Below are 22,425 nucleotides of genomic sequence, written 5' to 3' on the forward strand. Positions count from 1 at the left end.
CAATGGCAACCGACAAGGCAGCGCGCCAGAAGCCGGCGCGTGAGAAGCCGGCGCGTGAGAAGACACAGCACGAGCGCGCGGACACCGAGACGCGACCGGACCTGCTCGGGCGGATCGCCGCACCCCTGGCCGCCATCAATCGCGCGCCCCTGACCTCGTACCACGTGGTCATGGTGGTCACCGCCCTGCTCACCGTCATCGGATTGGGCATGGTGCTGTCCAGCTCCAACGTGCTCGCCTTCTCCGGCGGCGGCACGCCGTTCGACATCTTCCTGCGCCAGGCGCTCTTCGTCCTCATCGGCTGGGTCGGCTTCGTCACCGCGCTGCGCGTCCGCATCGAGCTGGTCCGGGCCGCGGCGTTCCCGCTGCTGCTGGTCGCGATCGGACTGCTCGTGGCCGTGCTGATCCCCGGGGTCGGGTCCGAGATCAACGGGTCGAAGGGCTGGATCGACCTGGGGCTGTTCTCGATCCAGCCCGCGGAGATCGCCAAGTTCGCCTTCATCCTCTGGGCGTGCTCGGTGGTCGCCAAGCGGATGCGCACGGGGTACTGGCTCGATCTGCTCTTCCCGGCCGTGGTCGGCTACCTCGTCGTGGCGGTCCTCGTCGTCGTCGCCCCCGACCTGGGCATGGCCACCGCGGTGACCATCGCCTTCCTGTGTGTGCTGTGGTTCTCCGGGTACCCCACCCGGCACTTCGTGTGGGTCATCGCGGTCGGCGTCGTGGTGTTCGGCGTACTCGCCGTGGCGTTCGCCTACCGCTTCGAGCGGATCCGGACCTACTTCGACACCTTCCGGGGCGATTTCTCCAACCCCCAGGGCGCGGCCTACCAGTCGTACCAGGGCATGCTCTCGCTGGCCGACGGCGGATTGTTCGGCGTCGGCCTGGGGCAGTCCAGTGCCAAGTGGTTCTACCTGCCCGAGGCCACCAACGACTTCATCTTCGCGATCATCGGCGAGGAACTGGGCTGGTTCGGGGCCGCGGTCGTGGTGTCGCTCTACCTCACCCTCGGGTGGGTCGGCATGCGCGTCGCACTGCGATCGGTCGACCCGTTCCGCCGCCTGCTCGCCGGCACCGTCACCGCGACGATCGTCATCCAGGCCTTCATCAACATCGGGTATGTGGTCGGCCTGCTGCCGGTGACGGGTCTGCAGCTGCCCCTGATCTCCAACGGCGGCACGTCGGCGGTCGTCACCCTGACCTCGCTCGGGCTGCTCGCCAACTGTGCCCGCCACGAGCCGGAGGCCATCTCCGCGATCCTCAGCTCCCCGTCGCGGCGCCGGCGCAGCTGGCTCGCGCTGCCGGACCCGCGGCCCTACACGCCCGAGCGGCCGGTCCCGGCCTCCGCCACGCCCGGACGGTCCAGCGCCGGCACCCGCCGGTTCGGGGACCCGGTGACCAGGCCGCAGCCGCCGCGGACCGCCGGACCCGCCCCACGCGACAGGTCCGCGGGCGCCCGCCGCACGGCGCAGCCCGCCCCCGTCCCGCGGCCGCCCCGGGGGGCCCCGAGGCCGCCGGCGTACGAGACGATGCCCATCCCCGCCGAGGCCGCGCGGGACCGTCGTCGCGGCGCCACCGCGATGACCGGCCGCACCGCCCGGCCCGTGCGCGGACGGGAGGCCGAGCGTCGCCAGCCGCGTCGCCCGGCCCCCGACGCCGGCTCCCGGCAGAGCCCCGGCGCCGGTCGCCCGAGCCCGATCCACCGGGGACGGGAGCGATGAGCGCCCCACGCGCCGGCGGGCCCTCCGTCCTGGTGGTCGGCGGCGGCACCGCCGGTCACATCGAGCCGGCGCTCGCCGTCGGCGAGGCCGTCACCGCCCTCGATCCCACCGCGCGTGTCACCGCGGTGGGCACGCCGCGCGGGCTCGAGACCGAGCTGGTCCCGCGCCGGGGCGTCCCACTCGAACTCGTGGACCCCGTCCCGCTGCCACGCAGCATCGGCGGCGACCTGTTCCGACTGCCCACCCGACTGCTCCGGGCGGTACGGGGCGCGCGGGACGTCCTGCGTCGCACCGACGCGGACGTCGTCGTCGGGTTCGGCGGCTACGCGTGCGTGCCGGTCTACCTCGCGGCGGCGGCCCCCCTCGGCCGGAAGGGCACCGGCGGGCGGCGTCGGATCCCGATCATCGTCCACGAGGCCAACTCCCGCGCCGGCGTCGCCAACAAGCTCGGCGCCCGGTTCGCCGTCGCCACCCTGGCCGCCGTCACCGGCTCGGGCCTCGACGCCCGCGTCGTGGGCAATCCCGTCCGGCGTTCGGTGGCCACGCTCGACCGCGCGGCACTCCGCGCGGAGGCACGCGCCGCCTTCGGCCTCGACCCCGACGCCCCAACCCTGCTCGTGGTGGGCGGCTCGCAGGGCGCGCGCTCGCTCAACACCGCGATGGCGGGCGTCGCCGAGGAGTTCTCCCGCGCTGGTGTCGGCGTCCTCCACGCCGTGGGCCCCAAGAACGTCGCGGACGCCCCCCGGGTGCCCGCCGACGGCACCCCGTACGTGACCGTGCCCTACCTCGACCGGATGGACCTGGCCTACGCGGCCGCGGACCTCATCCTGTGTCGGTCCGGAGCCATCACCGTCGCCGAGGTCTCCGCCGTCGGACTGCCCGCGGTGTTCGTCCCGCTCCCGCACGGCAACGGTGAGCAGGCCCTCAACGCCCGCGACCTGGTCGCCGGCGGCGCCGCACTCCTCGTGGAGGACGGCGCACTGACCACCGACTACCTGCGGACCGAGGTCCTGCCGCTGCTGCTGGACCGCGGCCGCCTGGACTCGATGTCCGCCGCCGCAGTCAGCGGCGGCTCCCGAGACGCGGCGGAGGTCGTGGCGCGGATCGCGCTCGACGCCGCCGGAAAGGCCCCTCTTTGAACGACCAGACCCCGCCGACCGACCAGACCCCGCCGACCACGGCGTCCGTCGATGACGTCCCCGCCACCCTCACCCGCGTCCACATGATCGGGATCGGCGGCGCCGGCATGTCCGGGGTCGCCCGGATCCTGCTCGATCACGGCGTCGCGGTCTCGGGCAGCGATGCCCGCGACTCGGCCGACCTGCGGGCCCTGGCCGACCGGGGCGCGATCGTGCGGGTGGGGCACAGTGCCGAGGCGCTCGGGGCCCACGGTGCACCGCCGGAGATCGTCGTGATCTCCAAGGCCGCGATCCCCGCCGACAACCCCGAGCTCGCGGCCGCGAGGGCCGCGGGTATCCCCGTCGTCACGCGGTCGCAGGTGCTGGGACACCTGGCACGGTCGGGCCGCTCGATCATGGTCTGTGGCACGCACGGCAAGACCTCGACGACGTCGATGCTCATCGCCGGCATGCTCGCCGCCGGCTCGGACCCGTCCTTCGCGGTGGGCGGCACCGTCCTGCAGTTCGGGACCAACGCCCGCGGCGGCAGCGACCCGGTGTTCGTCGCCGAGGCCGACGAGTCCGACGGCTCGCTCGTCCACTACGACCCCGACGTGGTCATCCTCACCAACGCTGAGCCCGACCACCTCGACCACTTCGGCACCGCCGAGGCCTACTACGAGGTGTTCGACACCTTCCTCGCCCGTATCCCCGCCACCGGCGCGCTGGTGGTGTGCCTGGACGACGAGGGCGCCGCCGAGCGCGCCCGGCGGGCCGCGGCGGCGGGCGTCCGCGTGCTGGGATACCGGACCTCCGACGGGCCGGTCCCCGATCTGCCGGTGTCGGGCGAACTCTCGGAAATCGTCGTCGACTCCGCCGGCACCCGCGCCGACCTCATGCTCGACGGTGTCCCCCACGGCGAACTGCACGTCGGGACCCCCGGCGAACACATGGCGCTCAACGCCCTCGCCGCCCTGCTCGCCGCGCGCGAGGTGACCGCCGCCGACGGGATCGCCGCCAGCGGCATCGGCGCCTCCGGGTTCGAGACGGACGGGTTCCTCGCGGGTCTGTCCGGGTTCGGGGGAGTGGGACGACGATTCGAACCCAAGGGGGAGGCCGTCGTCGGAGGCGGGCACGCGCGTGTCTACGACGACTACGCGCACCACCCGACCGAGGTCGCGGCGGTCCTCGGCGCGGCGAGGGAGATCGTCGAGACGGACGGCGGTCGACTGGTCGCCGTCTTCCAGCCGCACCTGTACTCGCGGACCCGCATCTTCGCCGAGGAGTTCGGCCGGGCGCTCTCACTGGCCGACCGGGTCGTGGTGCTCGACGTCTACGGCGCCCGCGAGCAGCCCGAACCCGGCATCGACGGCGGATCCGTCGCGCGGCACGTGACGGTCCCCGTGCAGCACGTGCCCGACCTGGACTCCGCGCTCGCCGCCGTGCTCGGGCTGCTCGAGGCCGACGACGTGGTGTTCACCCTCGGGGCGGGGGACATCACCACGCTCGGTCCGCGGATCGTCGCCGGCCGGGCTCCGTCGGGCCAGGGTTCGTGAGGAGGGCCGCGCGGTGACCGACGTACCCGGGGACCGTCCGATCGACGAGCCTGTCGACGGGCCGGACGACACGCCGGATGACGGGCCGGGCCACCCGACCGCCGACGGGGGAGCGGGGGACCGGGCGTCCGAGGGAGGCCCGGAGGCCACGTCCACGGATGACCCGGACCGCCGGCTCGCCGCGGCCTCCGTCCGCAGCTCCGACGAGCGGGTCCGGCACTCCGACCCGGCCGTCCGCGCGCGGCTGCGGCGGCGCCGCCGACGCACCAACCGCATCTACGCCGGACTCGGGGTGGCACTGGTGGTGCTGCTCCTCGGCTACATCGCCCTGTACTTCCTGCCGGTGTTCTCGGTCCGCGAGGTCAGCGTCGAGGGCACCCGGTCGATCCCGTCCGAGGTGGTGACCGAGCGCGCCGCCGTGGTCCCCGGGACCCCGCTCCTCCAGGTGGACACGCACGCCGTCGCGCGGCGGGTGGCCGGACTCCCGCGGGTCGACCAGGTGACCGTCAAGCGGGACTATCCCTCGGGGCTGCGGATCGAGTTGATCGAGCGCACCGCACTGGTGGTCGTGGAGGTCGACGGGACCCGGCACCTCGTGGACGCCCAGGGCATCGACTTCGGCCCCGGTGAGCCCCCGCCCGGCACGCCCCTGCTCACCGTGGGGGACGCGGCCGGCGCCGACCTGCCGTCGATCGTCCGCGATCTGGCGACCGTGTTCGCCGAGGTGCGCGGCACGGCGGGTCAGGAGATCGCCTCGGTCGAGGTCGAGACCCCCGCGTCCATCGTCCTCACACTCGCCGACGGGCGGATCGTGGAATGGGGCGCGGCGGGGCGGGATCACGAGAAGGCCGTCGCCCTGCAGATGGTGCTCGAGCAACCGGGCCAGATCTGGAACGTGTCGAACCCCGCCCTGCCGGCCTCGCGGTAGCCCGGTCGCGAGCCGGTGGACACGACACGCCCGCGAGCCTCGTGGACGCGCGGGGCTGCTGGACCTACCGTGTGTGCAGACGGCGGAAAAGGCCTCTGACCAGCAAGTTTAACCCTCAACTAGAGGGTGAGACTTTAGGCTCGCGGAACTTTCGTCGAGACAGCATGCAACCGAGCACGACACCCCCATAGGAAGGCCGGGCCTCGATGAGCTCACCGCACAACTACCTCGCAGTCATCAAGGTCGTCGGGATCGGCGGCGGCGGCGTCAACGCGGTCAACCGGATGATCGACGAGGGGCTCAAGGGCGTCGAGTTCATCGCCGTGAACACCGACGCGCAGGCCCTCCTAATGTCGGACGCCGACGTCAAGCTGGACGTCGGCCGCGAGCTCACCCGCGGGCTGGGCGCCGGCGCGGACCCCGAGGTCGGTCGCAAGGCCGCCGAGGACCACAAGGACGAGATCGAGGAGGTCCTCAAGGGGGCCGACATGGTCTTCGTCACCGCCGGTGAGGGCGGCGGGACCGGCACCGGCGGCGCGCCCGTCGTGGCCGCGATCGCCCGCAAGCTCGGCGCCCTGACGGTCGGCGTGGTCACCCGCCCGTTCTCGTTCGAGGGCAAGCGCCGCGGAGGCCAGGCCGACACCGGCATCGACCAGCTCCGCGAGGCCTGCGACACGCTCATCGTGATCCCCAACGACCGCCTGCTCCAGCTCGGCGACGCGGGCGTGTCGATGATGGAGGCCTTCAAGACCGCGGACGAGGTCCTCCTCAACGGCGTCCAGGGCATCACCGACCTCATCACCACGCCCGGCGTGATCAACGTCGACTTCGCCGACGTCAAGGGCGTCATGTCCGGGGCGGGCAGCGCCCTCATGGGCATCGGCTCCTCCCGCGGGGAGGGACGCGCGTTCAAGGCCGCCGAGGCCGCCATCAACTCCCCGCTGCTCGAGACCACGATGGAGGGCGCCAAGGGCGTGCTCATGTCCATCGCGGGCGGCAGCGACCTGGGGCTGTTCGAGATCAACGAGGCCGCCACGCTCGTGCAGGAGGAGGCGCACCCGGAGGCCAACATCATCTTCGGCACCGTCGTGGATGACTCGCTCGGCGACGAGGTCCGTGTGACCGTCATCGCCGCCGGGTTCGACGGCGGGTCCCGTCCGGTCACCGCGGGCGCGGGACAGTCGCGTCGCGGCCGCCACCACCTCGACGACGACGAGTCGGTCCCCGGCGCCTCCGGCGACACCGGCGGTGCCTCCGAACTCGGCTCGACCCCCCTCGACGGCCGGCGCCGCGACGAGTCGGCCTACCCGGGTCCCGCCTCCTCGGCCGGCAACGCGGCTCCGGCCGCGGGATCCTCGTCCCGCCGCCGTGACGAGGACGACGACATCGACGTGCCGCCGTTCATGCGGCACTGACGGTCCGATCCATGGCACCCGACGGCTCGGGGCGCGTACGCCGGGTGGTCACCGACCGCCGCGGCGGCGCGTCGACCGGAGATTTCGACTCGTTCAACCTCGGTGACCACGTCGGGGACGCCCCGGCGGCGGTGGCAGCCAACCGGGCGCGGCTCGCCAGTCGACTCGGCCTGCCCGCGACCGACGTCGTGTGGATGGACCAGGTCCACGGCACCCGTATCGCCCGCGTCACCCGCCCGACGGGCGGCCCGGTCCCGGCCACCGACGGCCTCGTGACCGACCGGCCGGGCCTGGCGCTGGCGGTACTCACCGCCGACTGCGTCCCGGTCCTGGCCGCGGACTCCGAGGCCGGGGTGATCGGGGCCGTGCACGCGGGCCGGGTCGGTGCCGTCGGCGGGATCGTCCCGTCGCTCATCGGGGCCATGACCTCCCTGGGCGCCCGGGCCGAGCGCATCACCGTGCTCCTCGGACCCGCCGCGGCGGGGGAGCACTACGAGTTGCCCCCCGAGATGGTGGACGAGGTCGAGGCCGCCCTGCCCGGCAGCCGCGCCCGGACCGTCGCGGGGACCCCCGGGGTGGACCTGCGCAGGGGCATCACGCGCCAACTCGCGGGACTCGGCGTCACCCGCGTCGACTCCGACCCGCGCTGCACGATCGCCGAGGAGTCCCTGTTCTCCTATCGTCGACAGGGACGGACCGGGCGCCAGGCCAGCGTGATCTGGCGGCAGCAGTAGAGACCCGGGGCCGGCGCACCCGCCGGCCGGGAGGAGGAAGAGGGGACATGACCGATCCCAGGGCGGACGAACTCGCCACCAGGCTCGCCGCGACCCGGCAGCGTCTGGACGCGGCGCGGGCGGCCGCGGGACGGGCCGACGAGGTCGACCTCGTCGTCGTCACCAAATTCCACCCCGTCACCGACGTCGTCCGGCTCGCCCGCCTCGGGGTGCGCGACGTCGGGGAGAACCGCGTCCAGGAGGCCGCGGCGAAGGTCTCCGATCTGGCCGCCGCCGACGCCGAGCTGGCCGCGGCGGTGCGCTGGAACATGGTGGGTCACATCCAGTCCAACAAGGCCGCTGCGGTGGCCGGGTGGGCCGACCGCGTCCACTCCGTCGACTCGGCCAAGGTCGCCGACGGCCTCGAGAAGGGCCGCGCCCGCGCCGCCGGGGAGCGCGACGACGTCACCCCGCTGCCCGTCCTGCTCCAGCTGAGCCTGGACGGTGACACCTCGCGCGGCGGAATCGCTCGTGAGAACCTGCCCGGCCTCGCCGACCACGTGGCCGGTCTCGGCCACCTGCGCCTGGCCGGGCTCATGGTCGTCCCCCCGCTCGAGGGCGAAGCGAGCGCCCACTTCGCCGACGCCGCCGAGGTCGCGGCCGCGCTCCGCCGCGATCACCCCGACGCGGTGGAGTTCTCCGCCGGGATGTCCGGGGACATCGAGGAGGCGGTCGCCGCGGGTTCGACCTGCGTGCGTGTCGGAACGGCCATCCTCGGCCCCCGACCAGTAGTTTGAGAGCCAGCCTCGCGGGGACACCCGCCCGCGAAGAACACACGCCCGCGACGACCCCGTTACCAGGAAGGTCCCGGAAGATGAGCGCAATCGCCCGGTTCAAGGAGTACTTCGGAATGGCGCCCGTCGCGGCGTACGACGACGAGTACCTCGACGACTACGACCGGCCCGTCCACCACGACGTGCGTGCCCCCCGCGGCATCCACGAGACGGACGACCTCGGCCCGATCGCCCGCGACCGTCGGGACGACTACGGCTACGCCGCCGACCGGTACCTGGAGGAGCCGGCCCCCCGAACCCGGATCGCCGACCTCGACCCGGTCGACGAGCGCCCGGTCGCCCCGCGTCGCGGTGACATCGACGAGCCGGCCCCCCGCCCGCGCCGCTACCACGCCGCCGAGACCGGGGCCCGCGCCACCCTGCGCGGCGTTCCCGCCACCCGCGGCGCCGTCGCGCTCGCGCCCGAGGAGGACTTCGTGGAGGACGGACTGGTGACCGTGCCCGAGACCGTTGTGGAGCGCCCCCGCGGCTTCGGAGACGGCAAGAGCCTCGGCGAGCACTTCCGCGCCGGCCGCGCCGTCGTGCTGGACCTCTCGACCATGGCCTCTGGGGATGCGCGCCGCATGGTGGACTTCGCCGCCGGACTCGTCTTCGGCCTCGACGGCCGCATGGAGAAGGTCGCCGACCGCGAGCGGACCTTCCTCCTGCAGCCCGCCGGCATGGACCTCACCGAGGCCGAGGTCCGCGACGCCGTCAACGGCGCCTTCCGGCGCTGACGCAGCCGACCCCGTTGACCACGGCGGACAGGACGCCGGTGACGGCGCGGCGTCGCGGGCCAGTAGGGTTACACCGTGCGTGAAATCCTGCTGGTCCTCTACATCATCACCCAGATCTTCTGGTACATGCTCCTCGCCAGGATCGTGGTCGAGATGATCGCCTCGTTCTCCCGCGGGTGGAGCCCCCGTGGCGTCCTCGCCGTGGTACTGGAGTGGCTGTTCACCGTCACGGACCCGCCGGTCAAGGCGCTGCGGAAGGTCATCAAGCCCGTGCGCCTGGGACAGATCTCGCTGGACCTGTCGGTGCTGGTGCTCTTCGTCATCATCATCGTCATCCAGGTGATCCTGCGTGGCCTCATGATGAGCGTGGCGTGAGGCCCCGTTGCGGCCGCTGGTGACGCGCGGGCCGATTGTGACTAGATTGGCCACCGTTAAGGTAGTAATGAAGTCGCGGGTCCGGTGCGACAACGCCGGGCCGGCACCCGAGACGACCACGAGGGGTATCCCATGCCGTTGACTCCAGCCGATGTGCACAACGTCGCGTTCTCCAAGCCGCCGATCGGCAAGCGGGGCTACAACGAGGACGAGGTCGACCAGTTCCTCGACCTGGTCGAGACGGAGCTCGCGGAACTCGTCTCGGACAACGAGGACCTCCGCCAGCGGGTGGAGGAGCTCACCAAGGATCTCGAGAAGGCGCGCAAGGCCGCTGACGAGTCCGGCAAATCCTCCGGCGCCGGCACCGGCGGCTCGGGTACGGCACAGCAGCCGGCCGCCCCGGCGCCCGCGCCGACCCCCGCGCCCGCACCTGCCGCGGCCGCCGCGCCGACCACCCCGACTCCCGCCGCCGCGACCCCGTCGCTGGGCAAGAGCGAGGACGACGGCGCCGCCAACAACGAGACCCATCTGCGCGCCGCCCGCGTCCTGGCCATGGCCCAGGAGATGGCCGACCGGCTCACCGGCGAGGCCAAGAAGGAGTCCGACGGACTCATGGCCAAGGCCCGCAGCGAGTCCGACCGGCTGGTGGGCGACGCCAAGTCCCAGTCTGATCGCCTGGTCAGCGACGCCAAGTCCCAGTCCGAGAAGATGGTCGGCGACGCCCGCAAGGAGGCCGACAAGATCCTCACCGAGGCCAAGAGCAAGTCCGACGGCATCGTCAAGGACGCCCAGGCCCGGTCCGAGCAGCAGGTCAAGGAGGCGCAGGCCAAGGCCGACGCCCTGCAGGCCGACGCCGAGCGCAAGCACACCGAGATCATGGCCACCATCAACCAGCAGCGTGGCGTGCTCGAGAGCCGGATCGACCAGCTGCGGACGTTCGAGAAGGACTACCGCAGCCGCCTCACCAGCTACCTGGAGAACCAGCTCTCGGAGCTCGGCAAGACCGGATCGGCCGCCCCGGCCGCCCCGGCGGCCACTGCGGCCTCGTCCACCCCGGGCGGCCCGGCGGCCTCGTCCGCGGCCGGCGAGGGTACCGGCAGTGCCGGCGCTCCCGGCTCGTCCGACCAGTCGGCAAAGAAGGACGGCGGTCACCGCGCCGAGTGATCCACTCCGCGTGACCGATGCGGTCCCCGCCCCTGCCCAAGGGTGCGGGGACCGACGTATATTCGGGGGGGGACGGGGCCACCGACGGTGCGACCCCCTTTCCCATCGCACAGCTCCCAGAATTCGCCCAACACCAGGATTCGCCCACCAGGAGGCACGGATGCTCGTCGCCGCGCTCGGACTGACGGTCCTCGGTTTCGCCTTCCTCGTGGCGGCCGTCGCGACAGGTCAGATCGGGTGGGCGTGGGCATGCATCGTCGTGGGAGCCCTGGGTCTGGTCCTGCTGCTGGTGGACCTTGTCCGGGGGCGCGCCGAGCGCGACCGCGAGCCGCGGATGACCTCGGAAGGGGCGGACGCCCGCACCGACGGGTAATATCGGATGCTGTCCGGCCGTGAGCCGGACGCGCGGAGATCCGGCCATCACCGGGGAGTGCTCGGAAGAACGGTGGGACCCCGCACGGCGGGGACCGCTCAGTAGAACCGAACGGGGGAGCCCGTCACAGCCCGACCCACGAGTGGGCGTCGCACGTCGTCGCCAAACGGGGTGGTACCGCGGACGGAACGCGCCAGACGCGATCCGGTTCGTCCCCGAGCGCAGGCCTGACGGCCCCACGGATGCGAACTCGTGCGGGCCCCGTACGCGAGGAGTCCGCCCACATGAGCACCGAACCCGTAGCGATCGAACCCGCCGACGGCGAGCCCGCTGCCACCGGCAGCGCGTACCCCGTGCTCGACCTCGCCGGGGGCGCCACGTCCCAGACGCCGTCGTTCCCCGCCCTCGAGGAGACGGTCCTGCAGCGGTGGGACGAGCGCGACACGTTCCGCGAGTCCATCCGTAACCGTGCGGACGCGCAGGAGTACGTCTTCTACGACGGGCCCCCGTTCGCCAACGGCCTGCCCCACTACGGTCACCTGCTCACCGGGTACGTGAAGGACGTCGTCCCGCGCTACCGCACCATGCGTGGGTACAGGGTCGAGCGCCGGTTCGGCTGGGACTGCCACGGCCTGCCCGCCGAGCTCGAGGCCGAGAAGCAGCTCGGCATCACCGAGAAGTCCCAGATCCTCGACATGGGCCTGGCCGAGTTCAACAACGCCTGCGAGATGTCGGTGCTGCAGTACACCGACGAGTGGGAGAAGTACGTCCACCGCCAGGCCCGCTGGGTGGACTTCGACAACGACTACAAGACCCTCGACATCGACTTCACCGAGTCCGTGCTGTGGGCCTTCAAGCGGCTCTACGACAAGGGCCTGATCTACAAGGGTTTCCGCGTGCTGCCGTACTCCTGGTACGAGCAGACGCCACTGTCCAACCAGGAGACCCGCCTGGACGACGCCTACAAGATGCGTCAGGACCCGGCCGTCACCGTCGGGCTGCCCCTGGAGGCCCCTCAGGACAGCCCGTTCCACGGCGCCGAGGCACTGGTGTGGACCACCACGCCGTGGACCCTGCCCTCCAACCTCGCCGCCGCCGTCCACCCCGAGATCGACTACTCGGTGGTCCGGGTCGACTCCGGTGAGTTCGCCGGGCGGAGCTTCGTCCTCGCCGAGGCCCGTCGCGGCGTCTACGCCGCCGAGTTCGGTGAGGACGCGGAGGTCGTGACGACCGTCAAGGGCTCCGAGTTGGTGGGCCTGCGGTACACCCCGCCGTTCGACTTCTTCGCCGGTCACGCGGGTGCGCACGTCGTGCTCTCGGCCGACTATGTCACCACCGAGTCCGGTACCGGCGTCGTCCACCTCGCGCCCGCCTTCGGTGAGGAGGACAAGGACGCCTGCGACGCCGCCGGGATCGAGCTCGTCATCCCGGTGGGCCCGGACGGCAAGTTCACCGCCGAGGTGCCGCCGTACGCCGGGCAGCTCGTGTTCGACGCCAACGCGCCCATCTCCCGCGATCTGCGGGCCGATGGCCGTCTGATCCGCCACGAGACCATCGAGCACTCCTACCCGCACTCGTGGCGCTCCGGCCAGCCGCTCATCTACATGGCGTTGCCCGCGTGGTTCGTCAAGGTCACCGCGTTCCGGGACCGCATGGTGGAGCTCAACCGCGAGCACATCACCTGGATGCCGGAGCACGTGCGCGACGGCCAGTTCGGCAAGTGGCTCGAGGGCGCCCGCGACTGGAACATCAACCGCAACCGGTACTGGGGCGCCCCGATCCCGGTGTGGGAGTCCGACGACCCCGCCTACCCGCGGGTCGACGTCTACGGGTCCCTGGACGAGTTGGAGGCCGACTTCGGCGTCCGGCCCACCGACCTGCACCGCCCGTACATCGACGAGCTGACCCGGCCCAACCCGGACGATCCGACCGGCAAGTCGACCATGCGCCGCATCCCGGACGTGTTCGACTGCTGGTTCGAGTCCGGGTCGATGCCGTTCGCCCAGGTCCACTACCCCTTCGAGAACAAGGAGTGGTTCGAGACCCACAACCCGGGTGACTTCATCGTCGAGTACAACGGGCAGACCCGCGGCTGGTTCTACACGCTGCACGTGCTGGCCACCGCGCTGTTCGACCGGCCGGCGTTCACCCATGTCGCCGCCCACGGGATCGTCCTGGGCAACGACGGTCTCAAGATGAGCAAGTCAAAGGGCAACTACCCGGACGTCAACGAGGTGTTCTCCCGCGACGGCTCGGACGCCATGCGCTGGTTCCTCATGAGCTCGCCGATCCTGCGGGGCGGCAACCTCGTGGTGACCGAGCAGGGCATCCGCGAGGGCGTCCGCCAGGCCATGCTGCCGCTGTGGAACTCCTACAGCTTCTTCCAGCTGTACGCCTCCCGCCGGGCCACCTGGCGTACGGACTCGGAGCACGTGCTGGACCGCTACATCCTGTCCCGCCTGGCGTCCACGCGCGACGCCATGACCGAGGCGCTGGACGCGACGGACATCGCGGCGGCTTGCGACGAGCTGCGCCTGTTCGCCGACGCCCTGACCAACTGGTACGTGCGCCGCTCGCGCTCCCGGTTCTGGGCCGGCGAGGACAGCGGCCAGGATTCCCGCGACGCCTTCGACACCCTCTACACGGTGCTCGAGACCACCATGCGCCTCGCCGCGCCGCTGCTGCCGCTGATGAGCGAGGTCGTGTGGACCGGGCTCACCGGTGAGGAGTCGGTGCACCTGGTGGACTGGCCGGCCGCCGACGAGCTGCCGCACGATGCCGACCTGGTCGAGGCGATGGAGGCCGTGCGCGACGTGTGCTCCACCGTGTCCTCGATCCGCAAGGCCAAGCACCTGCGGGTGCGCCTGCCGCTCAGCTCGCTCACGGTGGCCATGCCCGACGCAGAGCGGCTCCAGCCGTTCACCGGTCTCATCGCCGACGAGGTCAACGTCCGCGAGGTGCGCCTCACCAGCGACGTGGCCACCCACGGGCGGATGGAACTGGCGGTCAACGCGCGCGCTGCCGGCCCGCGGCTGGGCAAGCAGGTCCAGGCCTGCATCAAGGCCGCCAAGTCCGGTGACTGGACCGAGACCGACGGCGTCGTGGTCGCCGGCGGCGTCGAGCTGCAGGAGGGCGAGTACGAGCACCGGCTCGTGGCCGCCGATCCCGAGTCCACGGCGGCGCTGCCCGGCGGTGCCGGCCTGGTGGTGCTGGACCTGACGGTCACCGAGGAGCTCGAGGCCGAGGGCTGGGCAAAGGACCGGATCCGCGAGATCCAGGAGGCCCGCCGCGGTGCCGGCTTCGACATCTCCGACCGCATCCGGGTGCGCATGGAGGTGCCGGCCGCCCGCCGTGAGTGGGCGGACCGTCACGCGCAGCTCATCGCCGGCGAGGTGCTGGCCACCGACTTCGCCGTGGTCGACGCACTGGACCCGGCAGACGGGGACCCGGTCGAGCTCGCCGAGGGCGTCCGGATGACGCTGGCTCGGGTCTGACCGGCGGCTCGTCATGGGTGGCGGGCAGGACCGCTGGGTCCTGCACGTGGACATGGACGCGTTCTTCGCGTCCTGCGAGCAGCTGACCCGGCCGACCCTGCGGGGTCGGCCGGTGCTCGTGGGCGGTCAGGGCGGCCGCGGTGTGGTGGCGGGGTGTTCCTACGAGGCGCGAGCCAAGGGTGCCCGCTCGGCCATGCCCTCACACCAGGCGCGGCGCCTGGTGGGGCCGGGCGCGGTGTTCGTCTCGCCGCGGATGCCGGTCTACCGGGTTCTGAGCCGCCGGGTGTTCGAGGTGTTCGCCGAGCACGCGCCGGTCGTGGAGCAGATCTCCGTGGACGAGGCCTTCCTCGAGCCGCCGGAGCTGCGGGGCGCCGACGCCGACCGCACCCGACAGTGGGCGCAGGAGTTGCGTGCCGCCATCCGTGCGGCGACCGGGCTCCCGGCGTCGGTGGGGGCGGGCGCGGGCAAGCAGTACGCCAAGATCGCCTCGGAGCTGGCCAAGCCGGACGGTGTGGTGGTGGTGCCACGCCGCGACCACGCCGAGGTGATGTTCCCGCTTCCGGTGCGGAGCCTGTGGGGAGTGGGTCCGGTGGCGGGGGAGCGGCTGGCGCAGTTCGGGGTGGCGACCATCGGCGACCTCGCGGCGATGGACGACGACGACGTGGCCCACGCGCTCGGCAAGACGGTCGGCCCGGCGATCGCCCGGATCGCGCGGGGCTACGACGACCGGCCGGTGCACGAGCGGGCCGAGGCCAAGCAGATCAGCGCCGAGAGCACGTTCGCCGCCGATCTCACGACGTCGGGTCAGGTCGCGGCGGCGGTGCGCCGGGCGGCCGGGGCGGCGCACCGCAGGCTGCTCTCCGACGGCCGTGCGGCGCGGACGGTGACGGTCAAGGTCAAGCGCTCGGACTTCACCTCGATCACCCGCTCGTACACGTTGCCGGTGGGCACCACGTCGCTGGAGACGATCATCGGGGTGGCGCGCTCGCTCGCCCCGGACCCGGTCGACTTCGGGGCGATCCGACTGCTGGGCGTGGGGGTGTCCGGCCTCACCGATCACTACCAGGACGCGCTGTTCGAGCAGGAGTTCGTCCCCGTGGACCGATCGGGACACGACGACGACGACGAGGACCTGCCCGACATCGTGGGGGTGGGCACCACCGTCACCACCGACGAGTCCGAACCGGGCGACGACGGGACCGGACCCGCGGACGAGGGGACGGCCGACGGACGGGCGGCGGGGGAACTCCCGGCGATCGGGGCGTGGCGGCAGGCCGGGCACCGGCGTTTCGAGACGGGAGCCGATGTGCGACACCCGGAATTCGGGCACGGCTGGGTGCAGGGATCGGGCCACGGCCGGGTGTCGGTCCGGTTCGAGACGGCGGCGACGGGCCCCGGTCGGATGCGCACATTCGCCGAGGACGATCCGGACCTCGAGCCCGCGGACCCGCTGGACTCCCTGGGGTGGTGACCCGGCGGCCCCGCGCCGCCCCGCCGACGCTCGGCCCTGCTGCAGCCGCTCCTCGGGATGGCGCCTCGCCCCCGCCGACGCCCGGCCCTGCTGCAGCCGCTCCTCGGGATGGCGCCTCGCCCCCGCCGCGGGGCACGCGAGACGCCATGGGCGCGTGCGGCTGCGGCGGGGCGGGCAGGGCGCCAGCACACCCCCGGCTGACCGCGCTGCCTCTCTGCCCTGCGCTGCGTGAACGCCCGCCGGCGCCCCGCCAGCCCCGCAACCGCCGGCCCCGCAACCGGCGACGTCTGCTCGTCAGCTGTAGAGGTGGTAGCGCCCCCACTTTCGGCGCACCTCTGCGGCCGCACCGTCGCCGCCGGCGCCGTCTGCACTGCCCGCGGTGGACAGCAGCGCGGCGAGCAGGACCCGGGCCTGCCCGGATCGCAGGTATCCGCAGCTCAGCACGCCACGAGCGGCGAGCTCCGCGCCACCGCCCGGGCCGCCGTAGGTCGAGGTCGCCTCACCCCGCGGCACCCGGCTGGACGCCACCACCACGATGTCCGGCCGGTCGTCGGCCAACCGTGCGACCGCGTCCGCGACGAGCGGGGGCAGGTTGCCGGATCCCGACCCCTCCAGGACCAGTCCGCGCGCCCCGGCCTCGACACACGCGTGCACCGCGACCGCGTCCGCGCCGGGCGGGCACGCCACGACGTCGACGCGGGTGTCGGCGAACCGGGCCCGGCCGGGGAGGGTGGGGCGTTCGAGCTCCGGGGGCAGGTCCTCGACCGGGTGCTCGGGCGAGTTGCGGGCGAAGGCGACGGGATCGGTCGTGTGCCACTTGCGCACGCCGCGGGCCTGCAGGATGGCCCGGCCCAGGACCACCAGCACCCCCAGGTCGCGGGAGACGGGGTCGGCGGCCAGCAGGACCGCGTCCAGGAGATTGGCGGGCCCGTCGGCCTCGGGGTGGTCGGCGGGACGCTGGGCCCCGGTGAGCGCGACGGGCCGCGGGTCGTCGTGGTGCAGATCGAGGGCGATGGCGGTCTCCTCGAGGGTGTCGGTCCCGTGGGTCACCACGACCCCCGACACCGCCGGATCGGACAGCACGTCACCCACCGCGTCGACCAGCAGGTCCCACTCGGCCGGGCCGAACGTGGAGGAGTCGGCGTCGAGCACGGCGCGCGCGCTCACGGTGATCTGGTCCGGCAGCACCGCCCGCAGGCCGTCGAGCATGGTCTGCGTCGCGGGGTCGGAGTCCCCGGCCACGACCGCTCCCTCCGGCGTGGTCGAGGCGGTGATCGTGCCTCCCGTGGTGCAGATCACGATGTGGGGGGTATCGGTGCTGGTCTCGGCGCTGGTCACCCGCTCCACAGTGGTGTGCGGGCGGCCCGGCGTCAACCATCCCGGCCGCTGACGATGGAACAATGGCCCACCGATGTTCGTTGGGCCGGTGACCCGGCCCGGAGCCATGCCCGGCTCGGTACCGCATGCCCGGTGCCGCACATCTCGACGAAAGGACCCCGCGTGAGTCTTCGACGGACCATCGCCGCAGTCTCCCTGTCCGCCTTCGCACTGGGTGGCCTCGCCGCCTGCGGAGGTGACGACGACGGTGGGCGCGAGACCGCCCCCGCGCCCACCACGAGCGCGCAGGAGACCACCGTGCCCACCGCCGAGGAGCTGACCCAGCTGCTCGACCGGGCCTCCGACCCCGCGGTGCCGGTGGAGGAGAAGGTCGACCTGGTGGAGGGGGGCGCGGAGGCGCCCGAGATCTTCGACCAGATCGCCGCCCTCAAGGCCGAGCAGGGCGCCGACGTGACGATCACCGGCGCGGCGGAGGGGGACATCCCCGGCACGCTCATCGCCAACGCGGTGATCTCCCAGCCGGGCCAGGAGGACATCAACGTCCAGGCCCAGTTCATCAACCAGGGTGGTCAGTGGCAGCTGCAGAAGGCGTTCGCCTGCGCGCTCATCACCAACGCCGGGCTGGAGCCGCCGGCCACGTGCGCCGCGGCCTGACCGCACCTCAGCGCGCCGTCGGCCCGGACTGACAGCGAGGCCTGACCAGCGTCAGTCCACGCTGCGGAACCGCAGCACCGAGTCCTCGTCGTAGGTCGTGCGTCGTCCCGAGTCGGGATCGACGTAGACGGCCCGCGTCGAGGACTCGGTCGTTCCGCCCACCGGCACCGGGGCTCGTAGGTCCACCATGAGCTCGCCCGAGCCGGTGACCTCGTAGGACTCCACGTCGAGGGTGACGCCCGGCCCGCCGTCGGGTGCCGGGGCGGCCAGGGTGCCCGCCGGGTCGGGAGCGGTGGTGCTCGACCGGACGGTGGCGACGTCGCCGTCGACGTCGACGAGTTCGTAGGTGGTGACCCTCGTCGGGGCCACGGCGTCGTCGACCCGGCGGGTGACGGTCCAGCGGGCGCCGACGCCGATCTCTTCGGTGGGGAACGCCACTGTCGCGTCCGACACCGCGTTGGCGGTGATCTCCACTCCGGCGCGGGCGGCGTCGGTGGCCCCAGAGGGGGCCGCCAGCGACAGTTCCCGGACGATGCCGTCGGCACTGCGGGTCCAGGTGACGGTGAACCCGGGGGCGGTGGAGAACTGGGCGTTGCGGAGTTCGTCCACGGACGTGAACTCCCGCGCGGTCACGGTCGCCCGCTGCGCGCCGTCGACGTCGGGCTCCGATCGTCCCTCCACGGTGAGGGTCTGCGCCGGGGTTTCGTCGGTGCGCGGCTCGGCTCCCGGGACCTCGGTCCGCGAGTTGGCGGAGCGGGTGATCGCCACGACCGACGGTTCGCGCGAGGGGGCATAGGCCAGGACTCGCCGCTCGCCCTCGCCGGCGTCGATGAGGTCGACGACCGGGGCGGGACCGGGGTCGACGGTCACCTCGGGTTCGAGGGCATCCGTCCCCTCTGCGGCGGACGAGCCCGGGCCGCCGTCGGCGGGGTCCGCGGCATCGTCCCCGGCGCACGCGGAGGTGCCGGCCACGAGCGTCACGGCCAGCGCCGCCGCGAGGAGACGGTGACCGCGACGAGCGGTTCGGGAGGGGCCGGGGGAGACGGTCGATCGCGGGTCCACGGCCCCGAGCCTAGAGGGTCGCCCACCCGGCGCCGTCGGGCCCGCGGCCGGATCAGGGATACTGGAACCCATGACGGAGACCAACGGGACGCCGCCCGAGCCCGCGAGCACTGCGCCCCACGACCCCGCGCCTCACAACCGTGCGCCCCACTACTTCCGGGGCGGGCCGGTGGTCATGCTGGTGATCGCCGCGCTGATCGTCGCCGTCGACCAGATCGCCAAGGTCCTGGCCGTGGCGACCCTGGAGGACTCGAGGCCCATCGAGCTCATCGGCGACACGGTTCGTCTGGTCCTGCTGCGCAACCCGGGCGCCGCGTTCTCCATGGGCACCGAGTTCACGGTGGTGTTGAGCATCGTCGCCACGGTCGTGGTGGCCGGCCTGCTGTGGTTCTCCCGCAGGGTCCACTCCCGGTGGTGGGCGTGGGGCCTCGGACTGATCCTGGGCGGCGCCGCCGGAAACCTGGTGGACCGCTACTTCCGCGCGCCCGGCATCCTGCAGGGCCACGTCGTGGACTACATGGCCGTCGGCTGGTGGCCCGTGTTCAACGTGGCCGACGCCAGCCTGGTCACCGGCGTGATCGTCGTGGCCGTGGCCGTGTTCCGCAACGTCGACTTCGACGGCTCGCGGGTGTCCGAGGCGCTCGCCGGCGACAAGAAGGCCCCTGCCGACCCCGCCGCCCCCGCCCACGAGAAGGACCCCGCCGATGGCTGAGGTCCGCACCTTCCCCGTCCCCGACGGGCTCGACGGCATGCGCGTCGACGCCGGTGTCTCCCGCCTCCTGGGCATCTCGCGGACCGCGGTCGCCGACCTGGCCGGCGAGGGCAAGGTCCTGCTCGACGGGCACACCGTGGGCAAGTCCGACAAGCTCACCGGGATGTCCTGGATCGAGGTCGAGATGCCCGAACCGCGGGCCGAGCCCGCCGTGGTCGCCGAGCCGGTCGAGGGGATGGCGGTCCTGTACTCGGACGCGGACATCGTCGTCGTCGACAAACCGGTCGGTGTCGCCGCGCACGCGTCCGTCGGCTGGACCGGCCCCACGGTGATCGGCGGCCTGGCCGCCGCCGGGTACCGCATCTCCACCTCCGGCCCGCCGGAGCGCAAGGGGATCGTCCACCGCCTGGACGTCGGCACGTCCGGACTGATGGTGGTCGCGGCGTCCGAACGGGCGTACACGCTGCTCAAGCGGGCGTTTCGCGACCGGACCGTCGACAAGACCTACCACGCGCTGGTGCAGGGCCACCCCGATCCGCTGTCGGGGACCATCGATGCGCCGATCGGCCGGCACACCTCGTCGGACTGGCGCTTCGCCGTCACCTCCGACGGCAAGCACTCGATCACCCACTACGACACCCTCGAGGCGCACCAGGCCGCGACGCTCGTCGAGGTCAAGCTCGAGACCGGCCGCACCCACCAGATCCGCGTGCACTTCTCCGCGCTGCACCACCCGTGCGCCGGCGACCTCACCTACGGCGCCGACCCGGTCCTGGCCAGGCGGCTCGGCCTCGAGCGGCAGTGGCTGCACGCGGTGGGGCTGGGCTTCGAGCACCCGGGCACCGGCTCGCGCGTCGACTTCACCAGCACCTACCCCGACGACCTCCAGCACGCGATCGACGTCCTGCGCTCGGCATGACCCTCGCCGCGCGGGTGCTGAAGATCGCCGGCGTGGGGGTCGTGATCGTGGTGGCGTTGGTCACGATCCTCACCGCGCTGCGCACCGACCCGCCCCGGAGCCCCGGCGTCATGACCGACGCCCTGGGACCCGAGGACGGCGAACGCGTCGACGACTACCTCGCCCGCGCGGCCGACTCACTGGTCACCGCGGGCGGCGGGGGGGATGCCGCACGGGGTTCCGGCGGAGATGATGATGACGACGACGACGACAAGGCCCTCGCCTCCGCCCCCGACGCCCGTCGCTGGGCCCTCGTGACCGCAGGCTGGGCGTGGACGGTCCCCGAGGCGGTCGGTGTGGTCCGGGAACTGCCGCGCGTCTCGGGGCTGTACGTGCAGGTGCCGGTCGACGGGGTCGCCATGCCCGTCACCGGGGTGACCCTGGCCGAGCCGGTGGCGGGGGAGTCGGGCCGCGAGCCCGTCTTCCACCGCGGTCTCGAACAGGTGACCCGGCGGCTCGAGGCCGGACCGCCGACCGGGCCCGGGGTGCCACAGCCGCCCGACGCCGGGCGGGCCGCCGCCACCGCCGCCCTCACCGTCTCGCGGATCCGTGCCGGAGAGCCGGCGATCATCGGGTTGCTCGCCCGCGGCACCACCGAGCAGTTGCGCGCGGTGGCCGACCAACCGTGGGTCCGCGCGGTCGAAGCACTGCCGCCGGACGCAGTATGGGAACGCTTCGCCGTCCGGCCGCTGCAGCCGCAGCAGGTCGACGCGGCCTTCCCGCTGCCGGATGACGGCCCGGTCCCGGCCGCCTGAGCCCCGCGCGCCCACCGACGGCACCCACCCCCAAAAGGGCTCGACATGCGGGGCCGATCCGGGGCCTGGCTAGGGTTGCGCCGGTGAGCAGCGAGGGGCCGAGCCGGCGGGTGAGCAACAGCGAGAAGTCGGTGGCCGGCGGGATGGTCGCCGGCATCGCCGCGTACACCCTCTGGGGGTTCTTCCCCGCGTTCTTCCCGCTGCTCGAGCCCGCCGGCGCCGTCGAGATCGTCGGCCACCGGATCGTGTGGTCGCTCGTCGTCATGGCCGTCGTGCTCACAGTGCTGCGGCGCTGGCGCGACCTGTGGGCCATCGACCGCGTCTCGTGGGCCCGGGTCGGCGGGGCCGCCGTCTTCATCACCGCCAACTGGGGCGTGTACGTGTACGCGGTGAACTCCGAACGCGTCACCGAGGCCGCCCTCGGGTACACGATCAACCCGCTGGTCAGTGTCCTGCTGGGCGTCCTGTTGTTCCGCGAACGACTCAATCGCCCACAGTGGCTCGCGGTGGCCCTCGCCGTCGTCGCCGTCGGGGTCCTCACCGCCGGATACGGCCACTTCCCGTACCTCTCGATGATCCTCGCGATGAGCTTCGGCATGTACGGCGTGCTCAAGAAGAAGCTGCGCGTGGACCCGGTGATCGGGATGACGGGCGAGGTGCTGGTGATCGCCCCGTTCGCGCTGGCCCTGCTGCTGTGGCTGGGTGCGACCGGCGCGGGCACGTTCACCACCGACGGCGCCGGGCATTCGGTGTTGCTGGCCACCGCCGGGCTCGTCACCGTGGTGCCGCTGCTGCTGTTCGCCGTGGCCGCGCAGCGCATCCCGCTGGCGACCGTGGGCATGCTGCAGTACATCGTCCCGGTGCTGCAGATGGCCTGGGGACTGCTCGTCGTGGGCGAGCGGCTCGACGCCGTGCAGTGGGTCGGGTTCGCGCTCATCTGGGTCGCGGTGATCGCATTCACGCTGGCCGGCAGGCAGCCACGCTCGGCCCGCGCTGGGGTTTCGGGGACTGTCGGGGATCCGACCTACACTGGGCCGGACGAGTCGTAGGA

The 22,425-nt window shown here is 72.9% G+C and carries 20 protein-coding genes; 18 read left to right on the forward strand and 2 right to left on the reverse strand.

Annotation, left to right across the window (positions count from 1 at the left end; all coding sequences use genetic code 11):
* Positions 1 to 2: 2 nt before the first annotated feature.
* From ftsW to VZF99_RS06075, 13 genes are all read left to right on the forward strand, one after another.
* Positions 3 to 1,718 carry a putative lipid II flippase FtsW gene (gene ftsW, locus VZF99_RS06015; protein WP_407335892.1) on the forward strand — a complete coding sequence of 572 codons (1,716 nt, stop codon included), beginning with the start codon at positions 3 to 5 and terminating at the stop codon, positions 1,716 to 1,718.
* Positions 1,715 to 2,857, forward strand: coding sequence for an undecaprenyldiphospho-muramoylpentapeptide beta-N-acetylglucosaminyltransferase (gene murG, locus VZF99_RS06020; protein ID WP_407335893.1), 1,143 nt, complete (start codon positions 1,715 to 1,717; stop codon positions 2,855 to 2,857). The genes ftsW and murG overlap by 4 nt, the downstream gene beginning before the upstream one ends.
* Before the next feature lie 83 nt (positions 2,858 to 2,940).
* On the forward strand, positions 2,941 to 4,392 hold the full coding sequence (murC, locus tag VZF99_RS06025) for a UDP-N-acetylmuramate--L-alanine ligase (protein ID WP_120285925.1): 1,452 nt from the start codon (positions 2,941 to 2,943) through the stop codon (positions 4,390 to 4,392).
* Positions 4,393 to 4,405: 13 nt separating this feature from the next.
* The gene (locus tag VZF99_RS06030; protein ID WP_244200851.1) at positions 4,406 to 5,320 is read left to right on the forward strand and encodes a cell division protein FtsQ/DivIB; all 915 of its coding nucleotides are present in this window, start codon (positions 4,406 to 4,408) and stop codon (positions 5,318 to 5,320) included.
* 206 nt (positions 5,321 to 5,526) lie between these two features.
* Entirely contained in the window at positions 5,527 to 6,735 is a 1,209-nt protein-coding gene (gene ftsZ / locus VZF99_RS06035; protein ID WP_120285819.1) for a cell division protein FtsZ, read from the forward strand.
* Between the two features lie 11 nt (positions 6,736 to 6,746).
* A complete protein-coding gene (gene pgeF, locus VZF99_RS06040; protein WP_407335894.1) occupies positions 6,747 to 7,469 on the forward strand; it encodes a peptidoglycan editing factor PgeF in 723 nt (240 codons plus the stop codon).
* Positions 7,470 to 7,516: 47 nt separating this feature from the next.
* On the forward strand, positions 7,517 to 8,245 hold the full coding sequence (locus VZF99_RS06045; RefSeq protein WP_069389349.1) for a YggS family pyridoxal phosphate-dependent enzyme: 729 nt from the start codon (positions 7,517 to 7,519) through the stop codon (positions 8,243 to 8,245).
* Positions 8,246 to 8,322: 77 nt separating this feature from the next.
* Positions 8,323 to 9,018 (forward strand): cell division protein SepF, encoded by a 696-nt coding sequence (locus VZF99_RS06050; RefSeq protein WP_119193278.1) that lies wholly within the window; start codon positions 8,323 to 8,325, stop codon positions 9,016 to 9,018.
* Between the two features lie 75 nt (positions 9,019 to 9,093).
* Positions 9,094 to 9,393: a YggT family protein gene (locus VZF99_RS06055; RefSeq protein ID WP_082923774.1), complete on the forward strand. Its 300-nt coding sequence runs from the start codon at positions 9,094 to 9,096 to the stop codon at positions 9,391 to 9,393.
* 132 nt (positions 9,394 to 9,525) lie between these two features.
* Positions 9,526 to 10,557: a DivIVA domain-containing protein gene (locus tag VZF99_RS06060; RefSeq protein WP_120285821.1), complete on the forward strand. Its 1,032-nt coding sequence runs from the start codon at positions 9,526 to 9,528 to the stop codon at positions 10,555 to 10,557.
* 160 nt (positions 10,558 to 10,717) lie between these two features.
* Entirely contained in the window at positions 10,718 to 10,930 is a 213-nt protein-coding gene (locus VZF99_RS06065; protein WP_120285822.1) for a hypothetical protein, read from the forward strand.
* 284 nt (positions 10,931 to 11,214) lie between these two features.
* Positions 11,215 to 14,424: an isoleucine--tRNA ligase gene (gene ileS, locus VZF99_RS06070; protein WP_407335895.1), complete on the forward strand. Its 3,210-nt coding sequence runs from the start codon at positions 11,215 to 11,217 to the stop codon at positions 14,422 to 14,424.
* A gap of 13 nt (positions 14,425 to 14,437) precedes the next feature.
* Positions 14,438 to 15,895 carry a DNA polymerase IV gene (locus VZF99_RS06075; RefSeq protein WP_407335896.1) on the forward strand — a complete coding sequence of 486 codons (1,458 nt, stop codon included), beginning with the start codon at positions 14,438 to 14,440 and terminating at the stop codon, positions 15,893 to 15,895.
* Between the two features lie 294 nt (positions 15,896 to 16,189).
* Here VZF99_RS06075 and VZF99_RS06080 read toward each other — a convergent pair whose 3' ends face one another.
* Entirely contained in the window at positions 16,190 to 17,233 is a 1,044-nt protein-coding gene (locus tag VZF99_RS06080) for an asparaginase (protein WP_407335897.1), read from the reverse strand.
* Positions 17,234 to 17,395: 162 nt separating this feature from the next.
* On the opposite strand from VZF99_RS06080, the gene VZF99_RS06085 reads away from it, so the two are divergent.
* Positions 17,396 to 17,887, forward strand: coding sequence for a hypothetical protein (locus VZF99_RS06085; RefSeq protein ID WP_120285825.1), 492 nt, complete (start codon positions 17,396 to 17,398; stop codon positions 17,885 to 17,887).
* A gap of 51 nt (positions 17,888 to 17,938) precedes the next feature.
* Here VZF99_RS06085 and VZF99_RS06090 read toward each other — a convergent pair whose 3' ends face one another.
* Complete coding sequence (locus VZF99_RS06090) at positions 17,939 to 18,949, reverse strand: hypothetical protein (RefSeq protein WP_407335898.1); 1,011 nt, start codon at positions 18,947 to 18,949, stop codon at positions 17,939 to 17,941.
* Between the two features lie 70 nt (positions 18,950 to 19,019).
* Between VZF99_RS06090 and lspA the strand changes: the two genes are divergently transcribed.
* The 4 genes from lspA to rarD all read left to right on the forward strand — a co-directional run bounded on the left by lspA (position 19,020) and on the right by rarD (position 22,423).
* Positions 19,020 to 19,661: a signal peptidase II gene (gene lspA, locus VZF99_RS06095; RefSeq protein ID WP_407335899.1), complete on the forward strand. Its 642-nt coding sequence runs from the start codon at positions 19,020 to 19,022 to the stop codon at positions 19,659 to 19,661.
* Positions 19,654 to 20,580: an RluA family pseudouridine synthase gene (locus tag VZF99_RS06100; protein ID WP_185951767.1), complete on the forward strand. Its 927-nt coding sequence runs from the start codon at positions 19,654 to 19,656 to the stop codon at positions 20,578 to 20,580. The genes lspA and VZF99_RS06100 overlap by 8 nt, the downstream gene beginning before the upstream one ends.
* Positions 20,577 to 21,374 (forward strand): hypothetical protein, encoded by a 798-nt coding sequence (locus tag VZF99_RS06105; protein ID WP_407335900.1) that lies wholly within the window; start codon positions 20,577 to 20,579, stop codon positions 21,372 to 21,374. Before VZF99_RS06100 ends, VZF99_RS06105 begins: the two co-directional genes overlap by 4 nt.
* A gap of 143 nt (positions 21,375 to 21,517) precedes the next feature.
* Positions 21,518 to 22,423 carry an EamA family transporter RarD gene (gene rarD, locus VZF99_RS06110; RefSeq protein WP_407336087.1) on the forward strand — a complete coding sequence of 302 codons (906 nt, stop codon included), beginning with the start codon at positions 21,518 to 21,520 and terminating at the stop codon, positions 22,421 to 22,423.
* The last annotated feature ends 2 nt before the right edge of the window (positions 22,424 to 22,425 follow it).

It is taken from the genome of Dietzia kunjamensis (assembly GCF_045689975.1).
In the GTDB taxonomy this organism is placed as follows: domain Bacteria; phylum Actinomycetota; class Actinomycetes; order Mycobacteriales; family Mycobacteriaceae; genus Dietzia; species Dietzia kunjamensis.